This is a genomic window from Paraburkholderia phenoliruptrix (assembly GCF_047325075.1).
GTDB lineage: Bacteria > Pseudomonadota > Gammaproteobacteria > Burkholderiales > Burkholderiaceae > Paraburkholderia > Paraburkholderia phenoliruptrix.
This window is the reverse complement of record NZ_CP168531.1, coordinates 2,188,901-2,202,427: the sequence shown is the minus strand read 5'-3', so window position 1 is coordinate 2,202,427 and position 13,527 is coordinate 2,188,901. Positions and strand designations below refer to the sequence as shown.

Below are 13,527 nucleotides of genomic sequence, written 5' to 3'. Positions count from 1 at the left end.
TTTTCTGCGCGGCTGCGCAACGCCCGTCCTCCCCGCCCTCCCCGTGCGGTGGACGATGCGCACGAACACACGGACAAAAACTATTGGATTTCTCTAGAGTTGATGGATCGCCGGTCAAACGCCGGCCGGCGAAGCCGCGCTGACTCACGGCGCGGGTCAACCACAGGAAACCAAAGGAACAATCAAAATGGCAACGTCTCTTTACAACGAACCGTCAATCTCCGAAGACGGGCGCAGCACTTCGCGGCCGCCCCTGTCGGGTGCGCCGCTGACGCTCAAGCACACCCTGCACCCCGAGCAGATCCGCGACAATCTGCCGGCGCGCCAGGGCGGTGTCGGCTTTCTTTTTCACGCCACAGACTGGGACACGCTGTCTTTCTCCTTTCACAATGTAAAAGCCCGCAACACGTCATTTGAAGAAGAGCTTTGGCGCACGCCGCCTTTCATTGCCTCGCCCATCTACTCGGGTTCGCAGATGATCGGCGCGAATATTGCCTGCCCGGTGCCGCTCGAGCTTTGGCTCGGCAGTCCGCGCGGCATCAAGCGGTTTCGCGAGACGCAATTCTTCCCCGCGCTGGAACTGGCGAGGCAGGCCGGCCTGAATATGGTCGCGATGGGCGCCTCCACGCCTTACGCCTGCAACTACGGCGCGTTGCCGCGGCAGATCAAGCCGCCTCACATCACCACCGGCCACGCGGCGACCGCGGCCATGCTCAAAGATTGGGCCATTCACTGCTGCAATGAACTCGACCTCGAGTTCGGCAAGACGAAGCTCGCGCTCTTCGGCGCGGCGGGAAGGCTCGGCACGACGGTGGCGAAGTACCTGCTGTACAAGGAAGCCCCGCGCGAGCTGGTGCTGATCGACTTGCCGGACAAGGCCAATCTGCTGGCCGATCAGGCGCGCGAACTGATGGCCGCCGACCTGCTCGGACACACGAAGGTCTCGGTGCACACCTTCAGCCCCGACCGACCGCTGCCGCAGTTCGACGGTGCGATCCTCGCAAGCAGCACCAGCGTGCCCTATCTCAGCGCCGCGGACCTGAAGCGGGCGCGCTTCTGGATCGACGACTCGCACCCGCGTGCCGCGAGCGTGGAGGCCGAACTCGCATCTCGCGGACATACGCTATATATTGAATGTTTCGCGCGCGGCCCGGCCGGCCTCGACTCCAGGTTCCCGTTCAGGCTGCCCAGCACGCGCGACTGCTACACCTGTTTTGCCGAGGGCTATGCCGCCTGGCAGGAAGGTATCGCTTCCGACTTCATTATCGGCAGCCCGCCTGTATGGTCCGTTTCCTATACTCATGGCCTGTTGAAAAAGTACGGATTCTCGGTCGGACCTTTTCACGGCAAGGACGGCTCGGCGATCAACCTCGATCTGGGCGTGACCGCAAATATGAATTGACCGGGTCGTCAATGTCACTGGAGGCCAGATGATCATACCGCGCGAAAGCATGCAGGACGTGCTCGAACGAAGCCGGTTTGCAATTCGATGGGGAGGCGTACTCGGCCTCGTGTGCCACCCCGTCTATTACGTCGTGTGGACTTACATCCTGCCGCAGCCGTACGACAACCTGCCGCTGCGCCTGAGTGCGGCGTTGATCTGCATTCCGTTGATCTTCCAGGCGCGCTGGCCGAGGCGCTTCAACCAGTACCTGCTGATCTACTGGCACGTGTGCCTCATCTACGTGCTGCCGTTCGTGTGCACCTTCCTCGCAATCAGAAACGCGTTCTCCACCATGTGGATGATGACCGAGGTCATGATGATCTTCATCATGGCGCTGTGCATCGACAATCCATTCCTGCTGATGGGCTGTATCGGCGCCGGCATGCTGGCGGGCGGGCTGGCGGCGGCAGCCAGCTCGCCGGCTCCGATTGTGCTCAGCACCGCGAACCAGTCGGATCTCGCGGTGCTGCCGGTCGTCGTGTTGTGCAGCATGCTGTTCGCCCACGCCATCAGCAAGGGGCGCATTTTCGTCGAGAAGAACCGGGCGTTGCAGGCGCTCGCCGGCTCCATCGCTCATGAAATGCGCAACCCGCTCAGCCAGCTCAAGCATGTGCTCGATCGCGTCGAGGAAACGCTGCCGGCGCTCACGGAGGCCGGCCGTGTGCCCGCGCTGTCGGGCGCGGGCGCGGCGCTGCTGTACCGGCATCTCGCGCATGGGCAGCTCTCGATCGAGCGCGGCCTGCGCGTGATCGCCATGACGCTCGACGAAGTCAGCGCGAAGCAGATCCGCTCGGATTCCCTCACCTACCTGAGCGCGGCGGCGACCACCCGCAAGGCGCTCGACGAATACGGCTTTGCCGATAAGAAGGAGCGCGGCAAGGTGCGCCTCGTGGTGCTCGAGGATTTCACCTTCAAGGTCGACGAGACCGTCTACCTGTTCACGCTCTTCAACCTGATCAAGAACGCGCTGCATCACATTGCGCCGCTGCCTTCGGCAACGCTCACGCTCACCGTGGACCGCCACGCCGTCACCGTGCGCGACACCGGCAGCGGCATTGCGCCGGAGATCCTGCCGCATCTGTTCGAGCCGTTTCGCACGGCCGGCAACTCGGCCGGCACGGGCCTCGGACTCGCCTACTGCCAGCGCGCGATGCGCGCCTTCGGCGGCAGCATCGCGTGCAAGTCCGAGCCGGGCAAGTTCACGCAATTCACGTTGCACTTTCCCCCTGTCACCGAAAGCGAGGTGGCGGCGCACGAGCGCGCCGTGACGGAGCGCGCCACCGCCGTGCTCAAGGGCAAACGCATTCTTCTCGCCGACGACGACGCCGCTCAGCGCGCCCGCACGCGGCGCAGCCTGTCGAAGGTAGGCGCCGAGGTGGACGAGGCCGACAACGGCCATGTCGCGCTGACGATGCTGCGCGACGCGGCCACTTACGACCTCGTGCTGATGGACGTCAACATGCCGGTGCTCGACGGCTACACCGCCACCGAGCAACTGCGCGCCGGGCGCGATCATCCGAACTGGAACGTGCTCGTCGCCGCGTACACGTCCGAGCCGGGCAATATTGCGCGGGTATTGGCGCGGCGCGCCGGCATGGACGACATGATCAGCAAGTCGTGCAGCGTGATCGAACTCTTCGCGTCATTGCAGGCGCTCTTCGAGAACGGCAACCGGCGGCATCTGAATCAGCGCTTCGACGACTTCTCCGGCAAGTCGATTCTCGTCGCCGACGACGACACCTACAGCCGGCTCGTCGCGAAAGCGTATCTGGAGCGCTTCGGTGCGAGCGTCGTCGAAGCGGAGCATGGGCAGGCGGTGCTCGACCGGCTCGACGAAGCGACCGCCATCGATGCGGTCGTGGTCGACATGAACATGCCGGGCATGGGCGGCCTCGAAACGGCGGCAGCGATTCGCGCGCGCCCCGATGCCTACGCGAACGTGCCGATCATCGCGCTCACGAGCCAGTCGGACATCGGCTCGGTGCAGGCCTGCATGAACATCGGCATGAACGAGGTCCTGGTCAAGCCCGTGCAGGTCGGTTCGCTGTACGCGTGCCTCACGAGGCAGTTTGCGCAGCAAGGCGGCGGTGTAGCCAATATGCATGACGCGGGGAGCGAGGCGCGCCGTGCGCCGGCCTTGTCGCGAGCGCCGGGACCCTCGGCTTCGGCCGGACTCGCTGCTTTGGCGGCGACGGCCGAGGCGCAATGGGCCGACTCGCCCGCCGCCGGGCAAAGCGAGCTGCTCGACCGGCATCAACTCGGAGAACTGGCCGCGCTAGGCCTCCTCGACGCATCCTTTGCAAGTGGGATCGGGCAGCTTCGCGCGCTGATTGCGCAGCTCCGTGAACATGCCGCGAAGGGCGATCTGGACGCGGCACACGGCGCGCTGCATCTGCTGCTCGGCGCGAGCGGCAACATCGGCGCGAAGGCGCTGCATCAGTTCACGCGGCAGATCTATCCGCGCACGCTGGAAGGTGCGTGGCCTGCGGAACCCGACTGGCTCGAACGGATCGGCGAGCTAGGCGAGCGCTCGGCCGAGGCGCTGCATCGCTATCTGGAGCTCACAAGCGCAGCGCAAGGCCGGCACGAACCGCTGGAACCGTTGGAACCGTTGGAACCAACAAAGCAGGCGCCGCAGACAGGAAACGCCGACTCCGCAAGCCCGAGCGGTCTCGCGATGCGCGAGCATTGAAAAGGCGTCGGCTCCCAACCCGCGATCAGGCGGCGTGGCCGTCCGACGCCTCCTCGCGCGCGCCGCCCTGAACGCGGCCTCTGAGTCCGGGAAAGCGCATCGTCACGGTCGTGCCCTCGCCGAGCGTCGATTCGATCCGCAGCCCGCCGCCGAACGACTGCATGATGCGGTTGCAAAAAATCATGCCCATGCCGTGGCCGCCGCGTCCCGCGTGCGTGGTCACCGGATCGAGCAGCAGGCGCGCCTTGACCTCGGGCGCGATGCCGGGACCATTGTCGTGCAGGCGAATCTCCGGCTCCGGCTCGCACACCACTTCGACGCGCAGCGAGGGCGACCGGCAGCCCTCGAGCGCGCGCAACGCATTGGACATCAGCGAAGAAAGCACCAGCGCGACGCAATTGGGCATGGCGTGAACGACGAAATCGCCGCGCGCCTCGACGTCGACCCATTCGCGCTGCGCGCCCGCAAACGGATACGAGTCGAGCAACGTGGCGACGAGACGCGTCGCCTTCACCTCGCGCACCGCGCTGCCTGTCGCGGACTGCGGGCCGCCGCTTTTATGCACGGTCGCCCAGAACGACGAGATCAGCGTCAGGCAGTACTGCGCGTTGTTGAGCATGGAGGTGGCCGCGAGACCGATCTCGCGCTGACGCTGCGGGTCGTATTCCTGCGCGACGTCGTTTTCGACCGAACGCGCAAAGAGCGAGATGGCGGCAAGCGGCGTATTGAGCTCGTGGGCAAGAAACGCGAGGGTCTCGTCCATGGCGAGGAGCCGCTGCTGACGCGTTTCCCGCTCGGCGTAGCGCGCCACCGCCTGACGCAGCACCTCGCGCACCGATTCCACGCGAAGCGGCTTTTCGAGGATGCGGAACAGGTCGCCGGTGTTGAAGGTCTGCAGCAGCATGTCCTTGTCGGCATAGGCGGTCACGAGAATACGCACGATTTGCGGATACGCGTCGCCGACCTCGCGCAGCAGATGGCCGCCGTCGCGGCCGGGCATGCGAAAGTCGGTGACGAGCACGGCGATGTCCGGCCCCAGCTCGCGCAGCAGCGCCATCGCCTCGTCGGGATTCTGCGCAAGATGCACGCGATAATCGTTGCCCACGGCGCGCGCGAAGTGATTGCGCGACATCTCGTCGTCGTCGACGAACAGGATCGAGAACGGCGCCTGGATTGCCGCAGGCGCGGTTGAAGCCGGGGGTGTCGTCGGGGGTGTCGTCGGGGGTCTCGTATCAGTCATCGCATTGGGGGCTCATTCGTTGGCAACCGCCGACAGTCGGTATTCATCGCATTCTACCGTCGCGGCCTCGCGCATCGGTAAAGCCGACTTGCGCTTCGCAAAACAATGAAGTTCCGCCGACCGCATTCAACGCCCGATCGGCAATAATTCCATTACATACTCCAAACGCTTTGGCAAACACCGTCAATACAATTATTACGTCAAGCCGACATTCCCCTTGAATCTCCCATTCAGCACGTTTATTGCTCTAGGATTAACACCCATAACGCCGCGGTGATTCCTGCAGGCGCTTAAAGGTGGGCGTACACTCGCGCTCGATGGCCGTGGCACGGGTCTGCCGGCACGGGCGTCGCCCGCGGGTCAATGAAAACCAGGTGGAGACGAGGAGAACAAACAATGAGCTGGACACGCGAACAGAGAAACGTCACGATCGCCGCCTATCTCGGCTGGACACTCGACGCCTTCGATTTCTTCCTGATGGTGTTCGTATTGAAAGATATTGCGGCGGAATTCAATACGAAAATCCCGGAAGTCGCATTCGGCATTATGCTGACGCTGATGATGCGCCCGCTCGGCGCGCTGATTTTCGGCTGGCTCGCGGACCGCTATGGCCGCCGGCCCACGCTGATGGTCAACATCGCTTGCTTCTCGCTGCTCGAATTGCTGTCGGGCTTCTCGCCGAACCTCGCCATCCTCCTCGTGCTGCGCGCGCTTTTCGGCATCGCCATGGGCGGCGAATGGGGCGTGGGCGGCGCGTTGACGATGGAAACCGTGCCGCCCAAATCGCGCGGCATCGTGTCCGGCCTGCTGCAAGCCGGCTATCCGAGCGGCTACCTGCTCGCTTCGGTCGTGTTCGGCGTGTTCTATCAGTACATCGGCTGGCGCGGCATGTTCTTTGTCGGCGTGCTGCCTGCGCTGCTCGTGCTGTACATCCGCGCGCACGTGCCCGAGTCGCCCGCCTTCAAGACGCTGGAGAAACAGGCGCGCCCCGGCCTCGTCGCCACCTTGAAGCAGAACGTCAAGCTCTCGCTCTATGCGATCGTGCTCATGACCGCCTTCAACTTCTTCTCGCACGGATCGCAGGACCTGTACCCCACTTTCCTGCGCGTGCAGCATCACTTCGACGCGCACACGGTGTCGCTCATCACCATTACGCTGAACATCGGCGCGATCTGCGGCGGGCTCTTTTTCGGCATGTTGTCGGAGAAGATCGGACGCAAGCGCGCGATCTTCATATCCGCGCTGATCGCACTGCCGGTGCTGCCGCTGTGGGCTTTTTCGAGCACGCCGGTGCTGCTCGCGGTGGGCGCGTTCCTCATGCAGATCTCCGTGCAGGGCGCGTGGGGCGTGATTCCGGTCCACCTGAACGAGATCTCGCCCGACGAAATTCGCGCGACCTTTCCGGGGCTCGTGTATCAGCTCGGCAATCTGATCGCGTCGGTGAACGGGCCGCTGCAGGCGAGCGCCGCCGAAGCCCACGGCAACAACTATGCGCTTGTGATGGCGGTCGTGATCGGCATCGTCGCGCTCGTGATCTGCGCGCTGATTCCGTTTAGCCGCGAACGCCGCGGCATCGACATGACGCAGTCGGCCGCGCACGTGGGCGAACCTGTACAAGGCCGCCCCGCCGGACAACAGCTTTAAGCGTTCGAACTAAACAGCTATTTCGCCGCGCGGTTATCGGGCACAATAGACAAAAGGCGGCAAAAACCGCCGCGGCATGAAGCGCGTGCCGCACAGTACATAGCGCACACGCGCAGGGCCAAACCGCTTGTTCATTCATACGAGGCCGTTCCGATTCGTCGGAACGGCCTTTTTGTTTCCGCGCGCAAGGCGCGCGGTTTGTCTTCAGGTCTTCTAGAGGAGTTAATCGACAACCAACCCTTGCCGAGCTTCATCATCCTTCTTATCCTGAAAAAAACGGCTGTTTCAAATTGACATTTGAAGCGCCTGTTTGCGGGCCGGGCGCCCGGCAACTGGAGACGCAACATGGCAGGTCGCACAACGAGCCGGCACGCCGGCGATACCAAGTCACGCATCCTCGACGCCGCTGAGACGCTCTTCATCGATTGCGGATACGAGGCCATGTCGCTGCGCCAGATTACTTCGCGCGCCGAAGTGAATCTGGCGGCGGTCAACTATCACTTCGGCAGCAAGGAATCGCTGATTCATTCCATGCTGTCGCGCCGGCTCGACCGCCTCAACGAGGAGCGCGTGAAGCTGCTCGAGCGCTTCGACCATATGCTCGGCGAGCGGCTCACCTGCGAGCACGTGCTCGGCGCGATGTTCATTCCGGCGCTGCGGCTCTCGCGCGATCCGCGCGTGGGCGGCAAGGCGTTCCTGCGACTGCTGGGCCGCGCCTACACGGATCCGTCTGCATTCATTCGCGACTTTCTGAACGCGCACTATGCGTCGGTGGCCGTGCGTTTTTTCGACGCGTTCCAGCGCGCGCTGCCGCATCTGCCGCGCGAGGAATTGGGCTGGCGTCTGCACTTCGCGATCGGCGCGCTGTCCGGCGTGCTGGCGGGCGCCGACACCGAGAGCCTCATCGCCGAGTTCTCGCAGGGCAAGTCGATGAACGACCTGCAACTGATCGCCCGCCTCGCCTCGCTGATGGTCGCCGCGCTCAAGGCGCCGCTGCCGGATGCGTCGCAACTGGCGATGTTCGCGGCCGTACTCGGCGACGCGACGGACTCCGATACAGCCGCAGACACGAGCGCCGGTTCCGACGGCGCCGCGCCAAACCGCGAGCACAAGGCGGCCGCCGCAGCCCATGAAGCGCCCGACGAAGCCGGCGGCTCGGGTTTGTCGCCCTGCCCGGCAGACGCGTTTCTTGCGCCGGCCGCCTCGGGCACGCGCGCTTCGTCCGCGACAGCAGGCTTCGACGGCGAGCCGCGCGGCGGCGCGCTTGAAGCCCGTGCCGTGCTGCCGCACGCGTTGCACGGCGCAACGTAAGTGCGCCGCCCACACGGGGCCGCTTGACAGACTGACAGCGGCAGGCACCGCGCCCATCGACGCAAGCCTGCTCGCACAAGATCAAGAACAACGCGAACCGTCCGCGCGCCGGGCAGGCATGCGTACGCAGCGTGGAATCAGGGAGGAAACGTCATGTCGTGGTTCGTCTTGCTGCTGGTGGTGGGCATGCTGGCGCTCGTGTACGCTCAGGCGCGCGCGCCCGGGTGGCTGGCCTTCATGATCGCGTGGGTCGTGGCCGTGCGCGTGAGCGGCGCAGCGGGCGCTGCGGCAACCACATTCTTCGCCATCGTGCTGGTGCTGCCCGCGCTCGTGCTCGCCGTGAAGCCGCTGCGGCGCGCGTGGCTCGCGAGGCCGGTGCTCGACGTTTTCCGCAAGATCCTGCCGGAGATGTCGCCGACCGAGCGCGACGCGATCGAAGCCGGCACCGTCTGGTGGGACGCGCAACTGTTCTCCGGCCGCCCTCACTGGGACACGCTGCTCGGCTACGGCCCCGCCACCCTGAGCGCCGAAGAGCAGGCATTCCTCGACAACGAATGCGAAGAGCTGTGCGATCTCGCGAACGACTGGGAAACCACCATGGTGTGGCAGGATCTGTCGCCGCAAGCATGGCAGTTCGTCAAGGAGCGCGGCTTTCTCGGCATGATCATTCCGAAGCAGTACGGCGGCAAGCAGTTCTCCGCCTACGCGCATTCGCAGGTCATCATGAAGCTCGCCACGCGCTGCTCGGCCGCCGCCGTCTCGGTGATGGTGCCCAATTCGCTCGGCCCCGCGGAACTGCTGATGCATTACGGCACCGACGAGCAGAAGAACCACTATTTGCCGCGTCTTGCGCGCGGCGAGGAAATCCCCTGCTTCGCGCTGACGAGCCCTTACGCCGGTTCGGACGCCGCCGCGATTCCGGACGTCGGCATCGTCTGCAAGGGCCTGTTCGAGGGCCGCGAGACGCTCGGCTTTCGCGTGACGTGGGACAAGCGCTACATCACGCTCGGGCCGATCGCGACGGTGCTCGGCCTCGCCTTTCGCGCGCTCGATCCGGACCATCTGCTCAGCGCGAACGACGAACCCGGCATTACCTGCGCACTCATTCCGACCGATCATCCGGGCGTGAACATCGGCCGGCGTCACTGGCCGCTGAACGCCGTGTTCCAGAACGGCCCGAACTCGGGCAAAGACGTCTTTATTCCTCTCGACTGGGTCATCGGCGGACGCGCGCAAGTGGGCAACGGCTGGCGCATGCTGATGGAATGTCTCGCGGCCGGGCGCGCGATCTCCCTGCCGTCGTCGAATGTCGGCATGGCGAAGATCGCCGTGCGCGGCACGGGCGCCTATGCCGCGGTGCGCCGCCAGTTCCGCACGGCCGTCGGCAAGTTCGAAGGCGTGCAGGAAGCGCTCGGCCGCATGGGCGGCAATCTGTATGTGATGGACGCCGCGCGCCGCCTGTCGGCGCACGCGGTCGATCTCGGCGAAAAACCCTCGGTCATTTCGGCAATCGCCAAATATCACATTACCGAGCGCGCCCGCACGGTGATCAACGACGCGATGGACGTCGCCGGCGGCAAAGGCATCTGCATGGGGCCGTCGAACTTTCTGGCGCGCGCATATCAGCAGGTGCCGATTGCGATCACGGTCGAAGGCGCGAACATTCTTACCCGCTGCCTGATCATCTTCGGCCAGGGCGCGATCCGCTGCCATCCCTACGTGCTGAAGGAAATGAGCGCGACGCGCGAAGCCGACCGCGCTCAAGCGCTGCGCGATTTCGACGACGCGTTCTTCGGCCACCTCGGCTTTACGCTCTCGAACGTGGTGCGCAGCTTCGTGTACGGCCTGAGCGGCGGTGCTTTCATCGCGACGCCGCGTGCGGCCCATGCGCCGCTGCACCGCTACTATCGCGCCGCGACGCGCATGGCCACGGTGTTCGCGCTGCTCGCGGACGTCTCCATGTTCGTGCTCGGCGGCGATCTGAAACGCCGCGAACGCATCTCGGCGCGTCTTGGCGACGTGCTCTCGCAGCTCTATCTGATTTCGGCGACGCTCAAGCGTTTCGAGGACGAAGGCCGTCAGGAAGACGATCTGCCGCTCGTGCGCTGGGGCGTCGAAGACTCGCTTTATCGCGCGCAACAGGCTCTCGACGGCGTGCTCGCGAACTATCCGAATCGCCTCGCCGCGGGGCTCGTGCGCCTGCTCGCCTTCCCGTTCGGTCTGCCGTACCGCGAGCCGTCGGACCGCCTCGGCAGCGAGATCGCGCAGCTGATGCAGACGCCCGGCGCCGCGCGCGACCGGCTGGTCGCCGATTCGTACGTGCCGCATCCGGATGTCGACGCGCTCGGCTATGGCGAGCTCGTCTTCGCGCTCAACCCGCGCGTGACGCAGATCGAGCAGAAGCTTCGCGAAGCGGTCAAGGCGCGGCGCCTCGAACCCATGCCGCAGAGCGCCGTGCAACTCCCCGCATGGGCCGACGCCGCGCTGCAGCAAGGTCTGATCGATGCGGACGAGCGGCGCGTGCTCGACGATTACGCGCGCTACGCCGCGCTCGTCGTGAAAGTCGACGATTTTTCTGCCGACTTCGACCTGCTCGCCCATCTGCAACGCCGTCAGGAGGCGCTCGACAACGCGCTGGAAGCGGCGGAGCTGTGAGTGACAACGCGAATTCGCCATCGCATGAAAAAAGCTCGCCTGGAAACACGCCGGCGCGCGAAACTGGGTGCACACTGGCCGCAGACTGAGTACACACTGACGGACGTGCAGGCGTATCCGGCGGAGCCACGAACAATATGAACGACGCTTACCTGAACTTCGTCAATTCGCCGTTCGGCGCGCGCCTTGCGCGCTCGCTGGGGCTTCCGAAGCCCGAGGTGCTGCGCCGCTATCGCGCGGATCGCCCCGAGTTCGAGGGGCTCGTTGCAATCGGCGCGGGGCGCGAACCGCGTCTGCTGGATGCGCTCGCGAATCTGGTGGCAAGCATCGGCGTGACGAGCGTCGCGCATGCAAGCGCCGGCCTGTGGATGCCGCTCGCGCATCGCCATGGTCTGATGACGGGGCGGTTCGAGCCCGCGGATTCCGGCTCGGCCGCGCGTCTTGCCGCGCTGATCTTCGACGCGAGCGGTATCGAGGACAGCAGCCAGCTCGAACCGCTGCATGCGTTTTTTCACGACACGCTGCGCTCGCTCGGCAAGTGCGGCCGCATTGTCGTGCTCGGCCGGCCGCCGCAAGACTGCGCGAGCCCGCGGCAGTGGACCGCGCAACGCGCGCTCGAAGGCCTCGTGCGTTCGCTCGGCAAGGAGGCGCGGCGCGGCGTGACAGCGAATCTGGTGTATGTCGGCGCGGGTGCCGAGCATGGGATGGAGTCTACGCTGCGCTTCTTTCTGTCGCCGCGCTCGGCCTACGTGTCGGGCCAGGTCGTGCAGGTTTCCGCCGACGGTGCCGACGCCGTGGAGTCCACGCCTTTCGACTGGCACGCGCCGCTCGCGAACCGGCGCGCGGTGGTGACAGGCGCGGCGCGCGGCATCGGCGCGGCGATTGCGGGCGTGCTGGCGGCACAAGGCGCGCACGTGATCGGGGTCGACATTCCGTCTGCGCGCGACGCGCTCGACGCGACCTTGCGCCAGTTGAACGGCACGCCGCTTGCCTTCGACATCGCCGCGCCGGAAGCTCCCGCGCAGATCGCCGCCGCGCTCGACGACGACGGCGTGGACATCGTCGTGCACAACGCCGGCATCACCAAAGACAAGACCATCGCGAAGATGACGGCAGCGGCCTGGCAAAGCGTGCTCGACATCAACCTCTCCGCACAGGAGCGCATCGACGACGCGTTGCTCGCGGCCGGCATTCTGCGCGACGGCGGACGCATCATCGGCGTGTCGTCGATCAGCGGCATCGCGGGCAATGCCGGCCAGACTAATTATGCGACCTCGAAAGCGGGCGTGATCGGCCGCGTGCAAAGCATGGCGCCGCTGTTGCGCGCGCGCGGCATCACGATCAACGCGGTCGCGCCGGGCTTCATCGAAACGGAGATGACAGCGAAAATGCCGTTGACCCTTCGCGAAGCCGGCCGCCGCCTGAATTCGCTCTCCCAAGGCGGCCAGCCGGTCGACGTCGCGCAGACCATCGCGTGGCTCGCGCATCCCGGCTCGGGCGGCATCAGCGGGCAGGTGGTGCGCGTGTGCGGACAAAGCCTGATCGGAGCCTGAGCATGCAAGAACCCGGAGATCCGTTCGGCGGCAACCACACATCCGAACTCGCGCGGCGCGACGGGGTGCGGCCGAGGACTGTGGTCGTGGAAACCTTGCCCACACCCGCGCGGCTCTACGCACGCGCGCTGTCGGGCATCGTCAAGCGCGGGCGTCCGGCGCAGCTGCCCGCCTTGCGTCTCGTGCGCCCCGCCGTCGCGCTCGATCCCGGGCCGGCGTGGCGCTATGCCCGCGTGTGCGGCTTCATCCCCGAGCACGGCGTGCCGCTCACGTATCCGCATGTGCTCGCGTTTCCGCTGCATCTGCTGATGCTGACGGATCCGGCGTTTCCCTGGCCCGCGGTCGGCCTGCTGCATCTCGCGAATCACGTGCGTCTGCGCCGGCCGCTCGCCTACAAGGATCTGCTGCGCGTCGAAGTGGAGTTCGGCGCGCTGCTGCGCCACGACAAGGGCCAGGCGTTCCTGCTGCACACGCGCATCTACCGGCGCGGAGAAGCCGTGTGGGACGGCGACAGCGTCTATCTGAAGCGCGGCGTGCCGGCCGGCGGCGGCCCGCTCGATCCGCTCCAGGTGGACACCGACGCGTTGCAACGCGTCGCGCGCTGGCAACTCGCGCCGCAGCTCGGCCGCGACTACGCGAGCGTTTCAGGCGACTACAACCCGATTCATCTGAGCGGGCTGTCGGCGAAGGCATTCGGCTTTCCCCGAGCGATCGCGCACGGCATGTGGACGCTCGCGCGCGCGGCCTCCTCATTGCAGCCGCCCAAGCCGCTTGCCGAAGCGACGCTTGCCGCCGAATTCAAGCTGCCAATGCTGCTGCCGGGCGAAGCGTCGCTATGGAGCGCGTCGTCGTCGCTGATCGAACGCGATATCGAGGTGCGCGACATCGCCGGAGAAAAGCCGCATTTGCGCGCCCGCATGCAATGGAGATTGCAATGACACGCGCCTGCGTGAGACGCGGGCGCGGCAGCCGCGCTCGCCGTGTCGAT

General features: G+C 65.7%; 8 protein-coding genes. 7 read left to right on the top strand and 1 reads right to left on the bottom strand.

The features are described from left to right. Positions 1–187: 187 nt before the first annotated feature. Complete coding sequence (locus tag ACEN8U_RS21940) at positions 188–1,402, top strand: hypothetical protein (protein WP_310110131.1); 1,215 nt, start codon at positions 188–190, stop codon at positions 1,400–1,402. Positions 1,403–1,430: 28 nt separating this feature from the next. Continuing rightward, complete coding sequence (locus tag ACEN8U_RS21935) at positions 1,431–4,136, top strand: response regulator (RefSeq protein WP_310110130.1); 2,706 nt, start codon at positions 1,431–1,433, stop codon at positions 4,134–4,136. A 25-nt stretch (positions 4,137–4,161) separates the two neighbouring features. Here the strand turns inward: ACEN8U_RS21935 and ACEN8U_RS21930 are convergent, their stop codons facing one another. Next, the gene (locus tag ACEN8U_RS21930; RefSeq protein WP_310110128.1) at positions 4,162–5,376 is read right to left on the bottom strand and encodes a hybrid sensor histidine kinase/response regulator; all 1,215 of its coding nucleotides are present in this window, start codon (positions 5,374–5,376) and stop codon (positions 4,162–4,164) included. Between the two features lie 396 nt (positions 5,377–5,772). Between ACEN8U_RS21930 and ACEN8U_RS21925 the strand changes: the two genes are divergently transcribed. From ACEN8U_RS21925 to ACEN8U_RS21905, 5 genes are all read left to right on the top strand, one after another. Continuing rightward, on the top strand, positions 5,773–7,020 hold the full coding sequence (locus ACEN8U_RS21925) for an MFS transporter (protein WP_013588098.1): 1,248 nt from the start codon (positions 5,773–5,775) through the stop codon (positions 7,018–7,020). A gap of 345 nt (positions 7,021–7,365) precedes the next feature. Continuing rightward, positions 7,366–8,331: a TetR/AcrR family transcriptional regulator gene (locus ACEN8U_RS21920; protein WP_310110127.1), complete on the top strand. Its 966-nt coding sequence runs from the start codon at positions 7,366–7,368 to the stop codon at positions 8,329–8,331. A 153-nt stretch (positions 8,332–8,484) separates the two neighbouring features. Next, complete coding sequence (locus ACEN8U_RS21915) at positions 8,485–10,986, top strand: acyl-CoA dehydrogenase (protein ID WP_310110125.1); 2,502 nt, start codon at positions 8,485–8,487, stop codon at positions 10,984–10,986. A gap of 137 nt (positions 10,987–11,123) precedes the next feature. Then, the gene (locus tag ACEN8U_RS21910) at positions 11,124–12,539 is read left to right on the top strand and encodes a 3-oxoacyl-ACP reductase (RefSeq protein WP_310110123.1); all 1,416 of its coding nucleotides are present in this window, start codon (positions 11,124–11,126) and stop codon (positions 12,537–12,539) included. A gap of 2 nt (positions 12,540–12,541) precedes the next feature. Next, positions 12,542–13,477 carry a MaoC/PaaZ C-terminal domain-containing protein gene (locus ACEN8U_RS21905; RefSeq protein WP_310110121.1) on the top strand — a complete coding sequence of 312 codons (936 nt, stop codon included), beginning with the start codon at positions 12,542–12,544 and terminating at the stop codon, positions 13,475–13,477. The last annotated feature ends 50 nt before the right edge of the window (positions 13,478–13,527 follow it).

Excerpts from the sequence above, each read along its gene's own strand:
- ACEN8U_RS21940 (WP_310110131.1), top strand. The coding sequence starts at position 188 with ATGGCAACGTCTCTTTACAACGAACCGTCAATCTCCGAAGACGGGCGC.
- ACEN8U_RS21935 (WP_310110130.1), top strand. The coding sequence starts at position 1,431 with ATGATCATACCGCGCGAAAGCATGCAGGACGTGCTCGAACGAAGCCGG.
- ACEN8U_RS21930 (WP_310110128.1), bottom strand. The coding sequence starts at position 5,376 with ATGACTGATACGAGACCCCCGACGACACCCCCGACGACACCCCCGGCT.
- ACEN8U_RS21925 (WP_013588098.1), top strand. The coding sequence starts at position 5,773 with ATGAGCTGGACACGCGAACAGAGAAACGTCACGATCGCCGCCTATCTC.
- ACEN8U_RS21920 (WP_310110127.1), top strand. The coding sequence starts at position 7,366 with ATGGCAGGTCGCACAACGAGCCGGCACGCCGGCGATACCAAGTCACGC.
- ACEN8U_RS21915 (WP_310110125.1), top strand. The coding sequence starts at position 8,485 with ATGTCGTGGTTCGTCTTGCTGCTGGTGGTGGGCATGCTGGCGCTCGTG.
- ACEN8U_RS21910 (WP_310110123.1), top strand. The coding sequence starts at position 11,124 with ATGAACGACGCTTACCTGAACTTCGTCAATTCGCCGTTCGGCGCGCGC.
- ACEN8U_RS21905 (WP_310110121.1), top strand. The coding sequence starts at position 12,542 with ATGCAAGAACCCGGAGATCCGTTCGGCGGCAACCACACATCCGAACTC.